Here is a 15,666-nt window from a genome sequence, read left to right as displayed (position 1 = left end):
CCATGATCGCGCCGCGCTCTTCGGCGCTCAGGTGGCTGTAGTGCTTGCCCAAGACCGTTCCTTACGGGGGTGTTGCACTTGAGTTTAGAGACCGCCCCTCTAAAGTTTCGTCCCGCTCAGGCCGATAGTTGTCACAAGCCCGTGTTCCTGGCGATCCGACTGCTGAGGACTGACACATGAGAACCGTACTTGCCGCGACCCTGCTGCTGGTCGCTCCCATCGCCGCCCATGCCGCTTGTGCAGCCACTGATTTCACTATCCAGGACGTCAAAGTCGCCGCGGTCGGCAGCGGTATCGCCACTCGTCTGAGCGTGAAGGGCAAGCTGGTCAACAATTGCGCCGCGCCCGCCGCCGCGCAAGTCCGTCTCGACGCGAAGGACGGCTCCGGCAACGTGCTCGCCTCCAAAGTGGGCTGGCCCGCCGGCACCACTAACATCAGCCCCGGCCAGTCGGTGGACTTCGACATGGGCCGCCTGCTGCATTACCAGTCGGACATGCAGAGCTACTCGCTCAGCGTGATTGATGTAAAGGCCTGGTAAGACGCTTCAAGCATTTCCCAATGCGTGTGAGCCTGCCGGCGGTGCTAGCCCACATCGCCGGTTTTTTTGTGCGAAAGAGGCCCATCCGTAGCCTGCGTGCTACTTCGGCGGCTTCGTGGACTTGAGCACCCAGAAGCGCACCTTGCCGAACTTCGGCCCGGCCCACGCATCCCACACCGTCTTGTCGCCATCACTCTTGGCGCCCGGCCAGCTACCCAATGAACGCGACATGGCGCGCGCATACAGGCCGTGTGAGCGCATGACCTGCGTCTTGCCGTCCGATCCCGAATACGCGTACCCACCGGATTCTTTTACATCCCCCGGGTACACCACGAGCACATGCCCGTTGGGCGGATCCTCGCGGCCGCCCACTACCAGCGCTCCCGCCTTGGCCAGGGCGGCCATGCCGCGGCTGTCATTGGCATCGATCATTTCCCAGTCGGAGCTGCGCGCAAGAAACTTCACCAAGTCGTTGGCGACCATATAGGGCTGATCCGGTACGTAGGCCTGGATCACGTGCCAGACGAAATTGCTGCACGACTGCAGCGAATCGGGCATGTTGTAAGCGGCGTCCAGTGCTGTCTTCAAATCGGGCATGTCATGTCGTCCTTGGTGTATTCGTCAGTCGCGTTCTGCGCGATGTAGGCGTGCTGCGACGGCACCCAGCGCAGGAGGGGCAGATCGTAATCACCGCCGGCGGCGGGATTGCTGACATGCACGCGGATTTCGTTCGGCATGCCGTCCAGCAGCGGCCCATAGCTCAATTGAAGGCTGCGTGGCTCATCGAAGGGAAACAATTCCGGCAAGCGCGCCAGGCAATGGCCGTCGGCAGTCACCAGCAACGGGCGAGGAAAATCCGGCCACGCCGTTTCGCCAGGGTGATCATCCAGATAGGGCTGTGCAAATACGGTCAGCAACCAGAGCTTAGCCGGCGCTTTCCCCGAAGCCGCTATCGGACACGCCCTGACGTAGGGTTTGTAGGCGCCCCAGGCTGCAGCCAGCGGCCCGTCGTAACCGGCCTTGGCTGGCGGCGCGCATTGCGCTGGGGACAAGGTATGAAATGACGACGACGCCGGGCTGGGCAAGGCCTGGGCGCAACCCAGCAAAGCCATGCCGCCTAGGGCCAAACATCCTTTTACAAGGCCAGATCTTACAAGCTGCCAGCACATGCCATGGTCCTTCACGCGATGCAGGCCTACAACTTTATCCTATAACCCTCGCCCCGGTGCAAGATCGCGCATGCCTGGACCATCCGCTGATGTGCCCCCGTGTCACTTCGGCCGACACGACCAACGTAGGCTGGGATGACAATCCCAGCATGCCAAGCACGCCGTACAAGCGATGGGTGGGATCCTCTCCCGACCTGCGTTCAATGCAAGGTAAACAGCTTGTCGAATCCAGCTACGCGCAGGGTACCGCGTAGCGCGCAGCTGGCATTGACGATACGGATCTCCGCGCGATCGCCGCCGGCGTGTTCGCGCAGCAACAACAGCATGCCCAGCGCGGAGCTGTCCATGCTTTCCACTTCGCCCAGGTCGATCACATAGCTGCGCGAGGGCTTGCGCTCGCCCAGGCAGGCCTCGTGAAAGCTGCGGTGAACGCTGAAATCGAAGCGGCTGCTGAATTGCAGGGTCAGGCAATCCTGCTCGCTGTCATGTTGAACGTTGAGGTGCATGGCGGCTCCTTAGAATAGTTCGATTTCGCCGGCATCCATGTTGTTCTGCAGGGCCGGGCCACGCGAACGGATGCGAGCTTTTTCGCGCTGCAAGGCCAGACGCTCGCGCACGCGTTCGGAGTGCTGACGCAGCACCTGCGCATCGAACGCCTCGCATGCCAGCGTTTCGATGTCTTGTGTGGTCTCGGCGGCGACGCCCTGCAATTCCACCAGGCGCATGCGCGTCTGGTTGAGCAACTGGCTCAGAATGTCTTCGAACTGCAGCGAGCGGATGGTGGTGGAAACATCGTTGCCGAGTCCGCGGTTGATCTGGACCACCTGGTCGGCCACGGCCGAGGTGCGAGCATCGCTTTCGGTCACGTGAGCCATCATCGCGTCGATGCCGCCCTTGGCCGACAGCGCCACGTTCAAGTCCTGCGAGGCCAGATCGCCGACCAGGCCACGCACTTGCTCCATCGCAATGCGTGCGCGCTCCACATGGCTGCCGATCTGTTCGTTGAATTGGTTGGAATGACTGGCGAGGTTGCGGATTTCCCCGGCCACCACCGCGAAGCCACGGCCCGCTTCGCCCGCGCGCGCCGCCTCGATGGCCGCATTGAGCGCCAGAAGGTTGGTTTCCTCGGCGATGGTATTGACGTTCTTCAACAGGGCGAATACCGCATCCATTTCCTTCGACATGCCGTCGATGCGGTAAACGATGCGCAGGCTTTCGCGCGACAGTTGCACGATCAAGCCGACAAAGTGCTGCAGCAGATCGCCGGTGCGGGCGGCGAAATCCTGCACGGACACACCGCCGTTCTGCACGTCGATGATCTGCTTCAGCAGCGACTGCTGCATGCCGGTCTTCTGCGACAGACCGTCGAAGCCGCCGCCCAGTTCGGACACCGCGTCGCGCAGCAGATCCAGCGCCTGGTGCAATTCACGGGCAGCGTGACCGAGTTCATCGACCAGTGCGCCGCGCACGTCTTCCAGCGCTTCACGCACCGGCGCATGGTCCAGCTCGGGGGCGGCTTCCACCACCACGGCGGCGGCGGACAGGCGGCGGCATTCGAAGATCCACACCGCGCAGACGGCGGTGACCAGCACAGGCGCCATCCATGCCGGATTCCAGATCAGGCACAACAGCAGGGCGGCGAGGCTCGCGCCGATGCCGACGAGGGGGCGTGGAGCAGATGCGGAAAGGATGGCGGACATAAGCGATTCCGATACGTCAGGATGCGGCGCGTCGTGCGCCGGCAATGGGTTGGTGCGCCAGCACCAGCAAGCGTGCGGCGATGTCTTCGAGCGGCAGCTTTTCGTCGGCCGCGCCGAGTTTCCAGGCGGCCCCGGGCATTCCCCACACCACCGAGCTGGCTTCGTCCTGCACCAGCGTGGGCGCGCCGCTTTCACGCATTTCCAGCAGCCCTCGCGCACCGTCGTCGCCCATGCCGGTGAGCAGCACGCCGACGGCGGCCGCGCCTACGCTGGCGGCGGTGGAACGGAACAGCACATCCACGCTGGGCTTGTGTCGATTCACTTGCGGGCCATCATGCAGGCGGCAGACATGCTTGGCCCCGTCCCACATCACCAGCAGGTGTTCGCCGCCGGGCGCGATGTACGCGTGGCCCGGCTGGATCGGCTGGCCATCACGCGCCTCACACACACGCATGGCCGAGCAGTTGTTCATGCGTACAGCGAACGGGCCGCTGAAAGCCGCGGGGATGTGCTGGGTGATCACGATTGGCGGCGCATCCGGCGGCATCGCCTCCAGCAGCACGCGGATCGCTTCAGTACCGCCGGTCGACGCACCCACCGCGATGATGCGCATGCCGCCGCGCGTGCCTGGCGATTGCGAGCGCGGCAGCACTGCATCCGCGGAAAGACGCGGAGGCACGGCGATTTTCTGTACCTGGGTGTAGGCGCGCGGGCGCGTGCGCGCCGCCAGCTTCACCTTGGTGCAGATTTCCTGCGCACTTTCGGCGAAGCAGTTGGCCAGGTCGCTCGACGGCTTGGTGAAGAAATCCACGGCGCCGATTTCCAGCGCACGCAAAGTAACCTCCGCGCCACGCTCGGTCAGCGACGACACCATGACCACCGGCATCGGCCGCAGGCGCATCAGGTTTTCCAGAAAGGTCAACCCGTCCATGCGCGGCATTTCCACATCCAGCGTGAGGACGTCCGGGTTGAGCTGCTTAATCTTGTCGCGCGCGATCAACGGATCGGCGGCCGCGCCGACGACCTCGATGCCGGGATCGGAATCGAGCATCGCCGACAGGAGCTTGCGCACCAGTGCGGAGTCATCGACGACCAGGACACGAACTTTTTCCATTACCGCGTTCCCACTTGAGTGCTTCTACGGAAGGGAGCCTCAGAACAGCTCCACCTCTCCCTTTATCGGATCGTTCGCCAAACGCTTGAGGTAGCGCTGTTCGTTGGCGGCCAGCTCGGCGTCGCGCTGGCTGCGCAGCTGCCTCACGCGAACCCTTCCGCTGGCCGGAAAAAACTGCAGCTGGCGCGGATAGATGTCGCCCACGTCCGCCGCCACGATCGGCAAGCCTTCGGTTTCCAGATAGCGTTTGACGAAGGCGACGTTGCGCTGGCCCACGTCGGTCATCTGCGCCAGCACTCGGCCGCCGCCGAAGATCTTCACCGTGAGCGATTCGCGCCGGCCGCCAGCCTTCAGCAGGGTGTTGATGAGCTGCTCCATGGCGTCGGTGCCATAGCGCGCCGCGCGACCGATCGCGGATGACCAGTCGTTGCGCTCGCCGTTCATCGGCTCGGGCAGCATGAAATGGTTCATGCCGCCGATGCGCCGTTCGGCGTCGCGAATGCAGGCGGATACGCAAGATCCCAGCACAGTGGATATCATTTCCTCCTGCGCGCTCACGTAGTACTCGCCAGGCAGCACCTTCACTGTCATGCAGTTGTGCGAGGGATCCCAGAATCGGCGCATGTGCTCGAAGCCGGGCAGGACCGCCTCGCTGGCGCTAGGCGCAAAAGCGAGGCCTCGGATGGGCGCAGTCATACGGCACGCCTCCGGTAAACGGTACGACCGACCAGATCGAACGCATCGCTGAGGCCATGCATGGATTCGGAATGGCCCAGGAACAGATAGCCACCCGGCTCAAGCAGACCGGCGTAGCGCTCGAACAGGCGCTGCTTGGTCGGCTTGTCGAAATAGATCACCACATTGCGGCAGAAAATCGCATCGAACGGCCCCCGCATCGGCCAGTCGTGCAACAGGTTGAGCGATTGGATCGTCACCAGCTCGCGCAAGCGTGGATGCACACAGGCATAGCCTTCATAGCGGCCCTCGCCGCGCAGGAACCACCGGCGGCGACGCTCGTCGCTGATGCCGCCCATGCGCTCCAGCGCGTAAGTGCCGGCACGCGCGAGCTCCAGCGCTTGCGGCGAAAGATCGGTGGCAAGGATGCGTGCGTCGACCTTGCTACCGGTGCGCTCCAGCGCTTCGGCCAGCACCATCGCCATCGCATAAGGCTCCTCGCCAGTCGCACAGCCGGCCGACCAGATGCGCAACCGGCCGCCGTCCTTCTTCGCTTCCAGCCAGCGAGGCAGCAGCTCGTCGACCAGCAGATCGTAGTGATGCATCTCGCGAAAGAACGAGGTGACATTGGTGCTGATCGCGCTGGCCAGTTCGCCCAGCTCGGCATCCGGGTCCTGGCGCAGCAACTGGCAATAAGCGCCGAAATCCTTCAGGCCCAGTGCGCGCAGGCGACGCAGCAGGCGACCCTGCACGAGCTGGTGCTTTTGTTCGCCAAGTGCGATGCCGCAATGCCGGTACACGAAATCGCGCAGGAACTGGAATTCGGCGTCGCCAAGCGTGGGGCCTCCCGCACTCGACATGGCCGTGGGGAAATCGGGGACTGCTGCCGTTGTCATGATTTAGTGCTCTGCAAATTCATCGCCATCTGCCCTCACGCGTAATGGGAGAGGGTTGGCCGGGCTGGAGCAAATTGGCGGCGAGATACTGCTGTGCGGCAAGCTCGTGCAACCCCACCCCAACCCTCCCCTGCAAGCAGGGGAGGGAGCAAAACCATCAGAATTCCTTCCACACGTCTGCGTCGGCCGTCACCGGCACGCTGCGACGCTGCGGAACTGGCGCTGGAACGGACTGCCTGACGGCCGCGAACACCGCTTCGGTTTCGGCCAGGATTTCCGCCGCCTTCGGCTTGGAGGGAGGCGTTGCAGCCGCTTCCTCGCCGAGGCGGAAGAAGCCCACTTGCCGCGACAACTCGCCGGCCTGCTCGTGCATGGCGCGCGCGGCGGCGGAAGCTTCTTCCACCAACGCGGCGTTTTGCTGCGTCATCTCGTCCATCTGCGACACGGCGTGGTTCACCTGGTCGATGCCGGCCGACTGCTCCTGGCTGGCGGCGGCGATTTCGGCCACGATGTCGGTGACCTTCTTCACGCTATCGACGATGTCCGCCAGCGCCTTGCCGGATTGATCCACTAGCTCGGAACCCGCGCGCACTTTGTCGGCGCTGTCGTTGATCAGCAGCTTGATTTCCTTCGCCGCACCCGCGCTGCGCTGCGCGAGATTGCGTACCTCCGTCGCGACCACCGCGAAGCCGCGCCCCTGTTCACCGGCGCGGGCCGCTTCCACCGCCGCGTTCAAGGCAAGCAGGTTGGTCTGGAAGGCGATTTCGTCGATCAGGCTGACGATGTCGGAAATCTTGCGGCTGGAGGTATTGATCTCGCGCATCGCCGTCACGGCCTGCGCCACCACTTCGCCGCCGCGCTCGGCCTGTTCGCGCGCACCGCGGGCGAGCTGGTTGGCGTGGCTGGCGTTTTCGGCGTTCTGCTTCACGGTGGAGGTCATCTCCTCCATCGACGAAGCGGTTTCTTCCAGGCTCGAAGCCTGTTCCTGCGTGCGCTGGCTGAGATCGTCGTTGCCGCGCGCAATCTGCTGCGCCGCGGTGCTGACCGCGTCGGAGCCATTGCGCACTTCGGCGACGATTTCTACCAGGCGCTGGTCCATCGTACGCAGCGCGCCGAGCAGCTGCGCCAGCTCATCCTTGCCCTTCACCTCGATGGCATGACCCAGGTTGCCGCCGGCGATTTCATGGGCGACTTTCATCGCATGGTTCAACGCCTGCGAGATCGAGCGGATCAGCAGGGTGGAACGCAGCGCCGCGAACAGCAGGCCGGCGAGCAGCGCGACCAGGGTGATCATACGAACGCGCTGATAACTCTTCACCTGATCGGCGAAGATCTGGCCGGCCTCGTCGCTCTGTACCTTTACCAGCTTGGCCAGCGCATCCTGGCGTTGCATCAGCAGCGGACGCACTTCCATTTCCACCAGGTCGGAGGCGCCGTTGTCGCCCTGCTTGATGGCGTCGAGCACGTCCTGCTTGGCCTGGTCGTAGTCCTTGTCGCTGGCATGCCACTCCTTGTTGGCAGCGGCCACCGCCGGGCTCATCTCAAGCTTGGCGAACTTGCCCTTGTACTCGTTCATTTCGGCTTGATAGCGGTCGAACTCCGCGAGCTTCTGCTTCACTTGGTCGGGCTTGCCGACCAGGGCCGCCGCCTCGCTCATGGTGAGGAACGACTTGAGCGAGTCACTGCGAACGAGGTCGAGGTACTGGCTTGGCACCAGCTCGGATTCGTAGATGCGCTGCGTGCCGGCGTTCTGCTGCGACATCGAATACAGCCCGATGGCCGCGCCGGCCAGCAACATGACGCCGAGCAGGCCGACCAGCATGACCAGCCGCGCCCGCACGCTGGAGGATAGGAACTTGAATGTCGGGAAACGCAATTTCATGAGGGTTGTCCTTCAGGCTACGGCTTTGACTTGGCCGGCCGCATCGAGGGCGGCTTCGAGCATCTGTGCATCCTGCGGTTGCAGCAGTTTGTCTGCGTCGAGCAGCAACACCATGCGGTCGCCGACCGAGGTCAGTCCTTTCAGATATTCGGTATCCACGGTGGTGCCCATGTCCGGCACCGGGCGAATCGCGTCGCTTGCCACGTCGAGCACGTCGGATACGGCATCCACCACCACACCGAACTGGCGGCCCGCCACGGTGATGATCACGGTGACCGTGGTGGCGTTGTATTCCTCACGGCTGAGGCCGAAGCGCAGGCGCAGGTCGATCACCGGCACGATCGCGCCGCGCAGGTTCAACACGCCGAGCACGTAGTGCGGCGACTGCGGAATGCGCGTCACGGGAGTCCAGCCGCGGATTTCGCGCACGGCCAGGATGTCGACGCCGTACTCCTCATGCGCGAGGTTCACGGTGAGATATTGCGCTTGGTCGGACATGTTTCGCCTCATGGTGGGAGGCCTCCAGGCAGCGCTCCCGTTCATAGGAGAAATCGGCGGTCTACGGCAAAACTTGAGGGGAACTGGTGGGTTGGGGTGGAACCCCAACGGCCCCCTTGATCGCACGGCTGCTGCATGTCGCGTGATTGCAGCATTGCCTGCGGCGCTTTCGAACGCCGTAGGCGCCCGAAAGCGCCGCAGGCAATGCAGCCATCTACGACATGCAACAACAGTGCGATCAGGGGAATGTTGGGGGCAAGCCCCCAACCTACGCCGCCTTGCGCCGCGACTGCAGGCGAATCAGCCCAGCCACGTCGACGATCAAGGCCACCGAACCGTCGGCCAGAATGGTCGCGCCGGAGATGCCGTCCACGCGCCGGTAATTGGCTTCCAGCGACTTCACCACCGCCTGTTGCTGGCCGACCAGTTCGTCGACGAACAGGCCGATCTGCGTTCCGTCCGCCTCGGCTACGATCACCAGACCCTGATCGATCTGCTGCCTTGCGTCCGCGCAACCGAACTGCTGGTGCAGGCGCACGATCGGCAGGTATTCGCCGCGGAAGCGGAACAATTCGCCACCGCCGGTCACGCTGCGTATCGCATCGGCGCGCAGCTGCACCGATTCCACGATCGACACCAGCGGTACGATGTAGCACTCGCCGCCCACGGCGGCACGCAAGCCATCGATGATCGCCAGCGTCAGCGGCAAGGTGATGGTGAAGCTGGTGCCCTGCCCGGCGCGGCTCTTGATGGCGACGTTGCCGCCCAAGTCCACTACGTTGCGGCGAACCACGTCCATGCCCACGCCGCGCCCGGAAAGATCCGTGGTCACCGCCGCGGTGGAGAAGCCCGGCTGGAAAATCAGCTCGCCGACCGCTTCGTCGCTCAGGCCTTCGCCGCTCTTGATCAAGCCTTTCTGCACCGCCTTGGCGATGATCGCTTCGCGATTAAGGCCAGCGCCGTCATCGGAAATTTCCACCACGATCGAGCCGCCACGATGGAAGGCTTCCAGGCGCAGCGTACCCATTTCCTGCTTGCCGGCGGCGCGGCGTTTCTCCGGCGTCTCCAGGCCGTGGTCGATCGCGTTGCGCACCAGGTGCACCAGCGGATCGCCGATTTTTTCCAGCACCGTCTTGTCCAGTTCGGTGTGCTCGCCGACCAAGTCCAGTTTTACCTGCTTGCCCAGCTTCTGGCTCAGGTCACGCACCAGCCGCGGGAAGCGGTTGAACACCGAGCCGATCGGCAGCATGCGAACGCCCATTACGCTTTCCTGCAGCGCGCGCGTATGGCGGGCCAGTTGCGCCAGGCCATGCTGCAGCATCGCCAGCTGTGAGGGATCGAAGTCCTCGCGGAACTGATCGAGCATCGCCTGCGTGATCACCAGTTCGCCGACCAGGTCGATCAGGCCGTCGATCTTGTCGATCGCCACGCGCACTGAGCCGGCATCGTTGCTGCTGGCCGCCGGACCGCGTGCTGTCCCTGCCGCCCCGCCCGCACCGGCGGCCGGTGCTGCTGCAACAGCCGCGACTGCCGGGGCGGGCGGTGGCACGGCTGCAACGAGCGGCTCGATGCTCAAATCGCATTCGTCTTCAACCCACTCGAACACCGTCTTGATCGCATCCTGGCCGGCCGCGCCGGTCAGTTCGATGCGCCAAGCCAGATGGCATTCGCACGGGTCGAGCGCGTCCAGCGTGGGCACACGATCCAACTGTGCCTCGACGACCAGCTGACCGAGCGCAGCCAGTTCACGCAGCAGACGCAACGGGTCGTTGCCGCCGGCCAGCATGCCGGCGTGGGGACGGAATTGAATGATCCAGCCACGGCCAGCGGCCGGCTTTGCCGCAAGCCTGGTCGCGGCGACCGGCGTCTCATGACCAACCGCCGTGGCAAGCTGCCGCTTCAGATTTTCGCTGTCCGCGTCGGCCAGCGGCTGCCCGCTTTGCGCACGATCGAACATCCCGCGCAAACAGTCCACGGTGCGCAGCATCAGTTCGACGATCGACTTGTCGATCGCACGACGCCCGTCACGCACCTGGTCGAGCAGCGACTCGGCCTCGTGCGTGAGCGCGGCCATGTCCGGAAAGCCGAACGTGGCCGAGCCGCCCTTGATCGAGTGCGCCGCGCGGAAAATGCTGTGCACCAGCTCTGCATCGCCGCCTTCGTCCAGCGCCAGCAGCGCCGCTTCCATCGCATCGAGCCCTTCCAGGCTTTCCTCGAAGAAGACTTGGTGGAATTGGGTGACGCTGATGCTGCTCATAAAGGAATCCCGGAAAAGCCTCGATATGCCGCGCCGTCATTCCGGCGAAGGCCGGAATCCAGTGCAAATATGTCGTGCAAGGCACTCAAATTCGGTTTTGTGTCCTTCGGACGCTCATTGAGACTGGATTGACCAGCTCCGCTGTTGTGAAGCGCCTCGGCCTTCGCCGGAATGACGGTGTGGCAGGTTCTTCCCTGACTAGGGAAGATGCAGCCTCACATCTCAACCAAGCACTCGCTTGACGGTCGCCAGCAACTGCTCCGGATCGAACGGCTTCACCAACCAGCCGGTCGCGCCCGCCGCCTTGCCTTCCATCTTCTTGTCCGTATTGGACTCGGTGGTCAGCATCAGGATGGGTACGCCCTTGTATTCAGCCCGCGTGCGCAGCTGGCGCACCATGCTGATCCCGTCCATCACCGGCATGTTGACGTCGGCCAGCACCAGGTCGAACTTCGAGGATGCCGCTGTATCCAGCGCCATTTGCCCGTTCTCCGCCTCGCTCACGTCATAGCCGGCACTTCGCAGCGTGAATGCCACCATGCCGCGCATCGACGCCGAATCGTCCACCGCAAGAATCTTCGCCATCTTCCACCTCGAGTTCAGGCCGGCCGCCTGGCCGGCAATGCCAATGCTTCTGCCAGACCCAGCTGGCTTGCCGCGTCGTGCAACGGCGCGCTGACCTGCGCCCACTGCACCTGCCGTTCGCGTTTTTTCGCTTCGCGCTGGAACACCACCAGCAGCTGCAGCGCGGCGGTGTCGACGCGGTCCACCGCGCTGCCATCCAACACGATCCGTGACGACTCCAGGGCGCCACGCAACTGTGCATGCATGGCGCCGACCTCCGCGATGCGGCAATCGACGGGCATGCTTACCCGCGCGTCCTGTTTGCTTTTGCCGCCCATGGTGGTCACCTCGCTGGGTTGGTCTGTGCGGGATTTATCGGCGGCAAGCTGGGCAGCTTTAGCGTAGGCTGGGTTGCCAAACCCAGCATGGCCATGCACACAACCTCGCGATGCTGGGATTGTCATCCCAGCCTGCATGCCCCACGAAATAATCCGTGGGAGCCCTAAAGTTCCGCCGGCGCAGGCCGATACCCACTGCAAAGGTTCGCGAACAATGCGCCCGCCCGCGCGCGTCGCTGACCAAGGAGCAGAGCGTGATCATCCAGCCAACCAGCGTTGCCGCACTGACCTGGCTAGGTGCCGCCGCAGGCGCCAGTTCGGAAGGCTGGCGTATTGGCAACGTGTTGTCGGCGCGGCCGCTCGGCATCAACGAGCAGGGCTTGCTGGTGCTGCAGGTCGGCGGACTGGCCGTCGCGGCCGAAGCGCCTGGCACCAGGCTCCCGCCGCAATTCCAGGTGCGCGTGCTCAGCGTGGGCGCGCAGCCTCAGCTGGAAATTCTTGGCGCCGAAACGCACGCCGACACCAGCGTGCATCAGGCGCTGCGCGAGCGGCTGCCGCAGCAGAACGGCTACGCGCCGCTGCTCGCCACCGTGAGCGCGCTGTCGCAATGGTCCATGGCCAAGCAATTGCCGCCTTATTTGCGTTCGGCGCTGGCGCTGCTCGAGCACAGCATGAGCACGCCGCGGGAACTCGCTACGGCGGAAGGACTGCACCAGGCCGTGCAGCGCAGCGGACTGTTTCTCGAAGCCCAGCTCGCGCAAGCGCCCGCCAGCGATGCCACCACGGCGCACGACGACATGAAGGGCGCGCTGTTGCGCCTGGTGGCCATCTTGAAAGGCCAGCCCATGCCGGGCGAAAGCAGCGACGCCGAAGTGGAGCCGCCGCTGCTGTATCGCGGCGTGGTACCACAAGGACGTTTGCCCCTGCCACAGGACCTGGCCGGCACTTCCGATGCCACCGACCTGCTGCCGCGTCTGAACACCGATGTGCAGGCTGCGCTGGCAAGACTGGAGGTGGCGCAGCTGCAAGCCAATCCGAATCACTGGATCGTAGAGATACCGGTACAGGACGCGGATGGTGCCGATGTGCTGCAGCTGTCGCTGAAGCACGAGCCGGAAGCCAACCAGGACTGGACCATGGGCTTTTCGCTGGACCTGCCTACGCTCGGCCCCATCGTCGGCGAATTGCATCTGCGCGGAATGCGGCTGTCGGTGCGATTGTGGGCGCAGCACCGGGCCACGGTGGATCGGCTGGAAGACCAGTTCGAGGACTTGCGCAAGCGTCTGGAAGCCACCGGGATGTTCCTGGATCAATTGAGTTGCCAGTTCGGCCTGCCGCAGGCCGGCAACGGCATGAGCGCGGTGTTCCTGAAGGCAACCGTATGAGCATCCCCACCCTGCCATCGCCACAACGCAAAGTGGTGCTACGCCTGCCGAGTAGCGGCGAAGGGAACCAGGCATCGCCCGCCATTCCGGCGCGTGACGTGGAAAATCTGCTCAGGCATGCGCACGCCCTGGGCCTGCCTTTGCATCATGATCCGCAGATTGCGGCATTGCTGGTCTCTTTACGGATGAGTGCGGATGTACCACCGCTGTTGTATGCGGCAGCAGCGGCGGTACTGGCCAGCCTCTACGAGGCTTCACGCAAATCATAGACTTACGTTGCAAAACCCAGCATTGCCATGCATCCAACCCGCGCGAAGCTGGGATTGTCGTCCCAGCCTACGCCGGGTTCTTCACATCCCGCTCCAGCCGGCACAATTTCGGCACATCCAGCAAGGCCACGAAGCCGCCGTGCCAGCCCATCACCGCCTGCACCGGATCATCCGCCCGACCGGAGCGCAGCGGCGGTGGCTCGATCGCTTCAGGCTTGGGCTGCAACAGATCACCCACCGCATCCACGCGCAATCCCACGCGGTGAGTTTCATGCGTGCACACGACGATACGCGTGGCGGTAGGATCGCTCGGTGCCGTCGTGCTCAAGCCTAACCGCCGGCGCCCGTCCAGCACCGGCACGATATTGCCGCGCAGATGGCAGATGCCGAGCAGATCGCCGGCTGCGCCGGGCACCGGCGTGGGCGTGCTGTCGCGAATGACTTCACTCACCCGGCTCAGCAGCACGGCGTAATGCTGTCCATCCAGTTGAAACGACAGCCAGGGTTCGCGGACGATGGTTTCCAGGCTGGGAACTAGGCTCATGCGTCATCCCTTGGTGTCGGGCGTATTCGCATGCTGCGGCGACGCCTCGGGGGTACTGGTGATCAGCGACGCCACTGGCGTGATGACCGGCGGGGTCGGTAGTGCCGACGGCGGCGTTATGGTAAGCGGCTGGGTGCGCGCGGCTGCCGATGCTTGCGTTGCGATGGCCGGCGCCGGCATAGCTGGGGCGGCCTGCTCCTGCGTCGTATCGCCATCGATATCGGCCGTCTGGCTGACCTGATCGCTGTTGGTATAGAAACGGCGCGGCGCGGCCTTGTCGCTCAAGACCACCACCAGCACGCGGCGGTTCTTGTTGCGGCCGTCCACGCTGTCATTGTCGGCCGAGGGGCGGTACTGCCCCCAACCGACGATGCCCAGCCGTTCCGGGTCTACGCCGTGCTCAGCGAACAGTCGCGCCACGCTCGCCGCGCGCGCGGCCGACAGCTCCCAGTTGGAGGGGTAGACCGCGGTGTTGATCGGCACATCATCGGTATAGCCCTCCACACGCAGCGGATTGGCGAATGGCGCGAGGATGTCGCCGATGCTGGTCAGGACCTGGGTGGCCGAAGACGACAAGGTGGCGACACCGCTCGGAAACAGGATATCGGTGCGAATTTCGATTTCCAGCCAATTCGGCGTGCGGCGCACAGTCACCAGGTTCTTGTCGATCAACGGCTGTAACGCCCGCTCCACTTGGTTGCGGATGCGCTCCAGGTTTTTCTGCTCGTCGCTGAGTTTGGTCTTGTTTTGGTCAGACGGCGTGCCGGGTGTCGTATTCGGCGTGGCGATGTGCTGCGTAAGCACCGGCAGCAGCACCTGCGCCAGCGGTGTGCGGGGAATCGGCGCGGGCTTGGCGGTTGGCACGGGCGTACTCGATGGCGGCTGATTCGGCGTCAGCGGCTGGATCACCGCCCGCGAGCCGTTGAACGCTGCGGAGATCGCTTGCGCCAGCGCTCGGTACTTGGTGGTATTGACGCTGGACATCGCATACAGCACCACGAACAGCGCCAGCAGCAGCGTCAGCAGGTCCGCATACGGGATCACCCAGGCTTCGTGGTTGGGATGGTCTTCATGCTTGTGCTTGCGCCGGCGACTCATACGAGATAGCCCTGCAGCTTGCTTTCGATCTGGCGCGGGTTGTCACCTTCGGCGATCGAGATCAGTCCTTCGATCAGGATTTCGCGTACCTGGGTCTGCTTGGTGATCAGCGCCTTCAGGCGCGCGCCGATCGGCAGCAAGAGCAGGTTGGCCAGGCTGATGCCATAGATGGTGGCGACGAACGCCGCCGCGATGCCGTGACCGAGCTTGGCCGGATCGGTGAGATCGCGCATCACCGCCATCAGGCCCAGCACCGCGCCGATGATGCCCATGGTCGGCGAATAGATCCCGCCCTGCTCAAACACCTTCGCAGCATGCAGGTCCGCCTGTTCGCGTGTTTCCACTTCCAGTTCCAGTACGCTGCGGATTGCCTCGGGTTCGCTGCCGTCGACCAGCAGCTGCAGGCCTTTCTTCACCAGCGGATCGTCTTCCGCATCGATATGCGGCTCCAGGCCCAACAGGCCCTGGCGGCGCGAGATTTCACTCCAGCCGATCACGCGGCTGATCAGGTCGGAGGGATGCAGCACTGGCGGCTTGTACACCATCTTCAGCATGCCGGCCGCGCGCTTGAGCACCTTGCCCTGCGTATGCAGGAGCAAGGCCGAGATGGTGCCGACGAACACGATCACGAACGCCGCCGGATTCCACAGCGCGGAAACGTCGGTGCCCTTGAGGATGGCGCCGACGATCAGCACGACGAAGGCGAGGATGGTGCCGACGATGCTTACGACGTCCATG

Annotated in this window: 18 protein-coding genes; 3 read left to right on the top strand and 15 right to left on the bottom strand. The window is 64.1% G+C overall.

The window, feature by feature from the left end; translation table 11 throughout:
- Window positions 1-176: 176 nt before the first annotated feature.
- On the top strand, window positions 177-539 hold the full coding sequence (locus EKH80_RS10775) for a hypothetical protein (RefSeq protein ID WP_126684743.1): 363 nt from the start codon (window positions 177-179) through the stop codon (window positions 537-539).
- Window positions 540-638: 99 nt separating this feature from the next.
- On the opposite strand, the gene EKH80_RS10770 is transcribed toward EKH80_RS10775, so the two are convergent.
- The 12 genes from EKH80_RS10770 to EKH80_RS23825 form a co-directional block, all read right to left on the bottom strand.
- On the bottom strand, window positions 639-1,136 hold the full coding sequence (locus tag EKH80_RS10770) for a hypothetical protein (protein WP_126684742.1): 498 nt from the start codon (window positions 1,134-1,136) through the stop codon (window positions 639-641).
- Entirely contained in the window at window positions 1,124-1,651 is a 528-nt protein-coding gene (locus EKH80_RS10765; RefSeq protein WP_126684741.1) for a hypothetical protein, read from the bottom strand. Before EKH80_RS10765 ends, EKH80_RS10770 begins: the two co-directional genes overlap by 13 nt.
- Before the next feature lie 257 nt (window positions 1,652-1,908).
- A complete protein-coding gene (locus EKH80_RS10760; protein ID WP_126684740.1) occupies window positions 1,909-2,214 on the bottom strand; it encodes an STAS domain-containing protein in 306 nt (101 codons plus the stop codon).
- 9 nt (window positions 2,215-2,223) lie between these two features.
- Entirely contained in the window at window positions 2,224-3,408 is a 1,185-nt protein-coding gene (locus tag EKH80_RS10755) for a methyl-accepting chemotaxis protein (protein WP_126684739.1), read from the bottom strand.
- 16 nt (window positions 3,409-3,424) lie between these two features.
- Complete coding sequence (locus tag EKH80_RS10750) at window positions 3,425-4,522, bottom strand: protein-glutamate methylesterase/protein-glutamine glutaminase (RefSeq protein ID WP_126684738.1); 1,098 nt, start codon at window positions 4,520-4,522, stop codon at window positions 3,425-3,427.
- Window positions 4,523-4,561: 39 nt separating this feature from the next.
- Entirely contained in the window at window positions 4,562-5,218 is a 657-nt protein-coding gene (cheD, locus tag EKH80_RS10745) for a chemoreceptor glutamine deamidase CheD (protein ID WP_126684737.1), read from the bottom strand.
- Window positions 5,215-6,093 (bottom strand): CheR family methyltransferase, encoded by an 879-nt coding sequence (locus EKH80_RS10740; protein WP_126684736.1) that lies wholly within the window; start codon window positions 6,091-6,093, stop codon window positions 5,215-5,217. The genes cheD and EKH80_RS10740 overlap by 4 nt, the downstream gene beginning before the upstream one ends.
- A gap of 157 nt (window positions 6,094-6,250) precedes the next feature.
- Window positions 6,251-7,975, bottom strand: coding sequence for a methyl-accepting chemotaxis protein (locus tag EKH80_RS10735; RefSeq protein WP_126684735.1), 1,725 nt, complete (start codon window positions 7,973-7,975; stop codon window positions 6,251-6,253).
- A 12-nt stretch (window positions 7,976-7,987) separates the two neighbouring features.
- Complete coding sequence (locus EKH80_RS10730) at window positions 7,988-8,473, bottom strand: chemotaxis protein CheW (protein WP_196240369.1); 486 nt, start codon at window positions 8,471-8,473, stop codon at window positions 7,988-7,990.
- A 268-nt stretch (window positions 8,474-8,741) separates the two neighbouring features.
- Window positions 8,742-10,730: a chemotaxis protein CheA gene (locus EKH80_RS10725; RefSeq protein ID WP_126684733.1), complete on the bottom strand. Its 1,989-nt coding sequence runs from the start codon at window positions 10,728-10,730 to the stop codon at window positions 8,742-8,744.
- A gap of 222 nt (window positions 10,731-10,952) precedes the next feature.
- Window positions 10,953-11,315, bottom strand: a complete 363-nt coding sequence (locus EKH80_RS10720) for a response regulator (protein ID WP_126684732.1) — start codon at window positions 11,313-11,315, stop codon at window positions 10,953-10,955.
- Between the two features lie 14 nt (window positions 11,316-11,329).
- On the bottom strand, window positions 11,330-11,632 hold the full coding sequence (locus EKH80_RS23825) for an STAS domain-containing protein (protein ID WP_158628811.1): 303 nt from the start codon (window positions 11,630-11,632) through the stop codon (window positions 11,330-11,332).
- A 254-nt stretch (window positions 11,633-11,886) separates the two neighbouring features.
- Between EKH80_RS23825 and fliK the strand changes: the two genes are divergently transcribed.
- Together fliK and EKH80_RS10705 are read left to right on the top strand one after the other, a co-directional pair.
- Complete coding sequence (gene fliK, locus EKH80_RS10710; protein WP_126684730.1) at window positions 11,887-13,017, top strand: flagellar hook-length control protein FliK; 1,131 nt, start codon at window positions 11,887-11,889, stop codon at window positions 13,015-13,017.
- On the top strand, window positions 13,014-13,286 hold the full coding sequence (locus EKH80_RS10705) for a flagellar biosynthesis protein (protein WP_126684729.1): 273 nt from the start codon (window positions 13,014-13,016) through the stop codon (window positions 13,284-13,286). The genes fliK and EKH80_RS10705 overlap by 4 nt, the downstream gene beginning before the upstream one ends.
- Window positions 13,287-13,353: 67 nt before the next feature.
- Here the strand turns inward: EKH80_RS10705 and EKH80_RS10700 are convergent, their stop codons facing one another.
- The 3 genes from EKH80_RS10700 to EKH80_RS10690 are packed head-to-tail and all read right to left on the bottom strand — an operon-like array spanning window position 13,354 to window position 15,665.
- Complete coding sequence (locus EKH80_RS10700; protein WP_126684728.1) at window positions 13,354-13,830, bottom strand: chemotaxis protein CheW; 477 nt, start codon at window positions 13,828-13,830, stop codon at window positions 13,354-13,356.
- Window positions 13,831-13,833: 3 nt separating this feature from the next.
- Window positions 13,834-14,928: a flagellar motor protein MotD gene (motD, locus tag EKH80_RS10695; protein WP_126684727.1), complete on the bottom strand. Its 1,095-nt coding sequence runs from the start codon at window positions 14,926-14,928 to the stop codon at window positions 13,834-13,836.
- On the bottom strand, window positions 14,925-15,665 hold the full coding sequence (locus EKH80_RS10690) for a flagellar motor protein (RefSeq protein ID WP_126684726.1): 741 nt from the start codon (window positions 15,663-15,665) through the stop codon (window positions 14,925-14,927). Before EKH80_RS10690 ends, motD begins: the two co-directional genes overlap by 4 nt.
- Window position 15,666 lies beyond the last annotated feature (1 nt).

It is taken from the genome of Dyella choica (assembly GCF_003977665.1).
Lineage (GTDB): Bacteria > Pseudomonadota > Gammaproteobacteria > Xanthomonadales > Rhodanobacteraceae > Dyella_B > Dyella_B choica.
The sequence above is the reverse complement of the archived record's forward strand: the minus strand, read 5'-3'. Positions and strand labels throughout refer to the sequence as shown.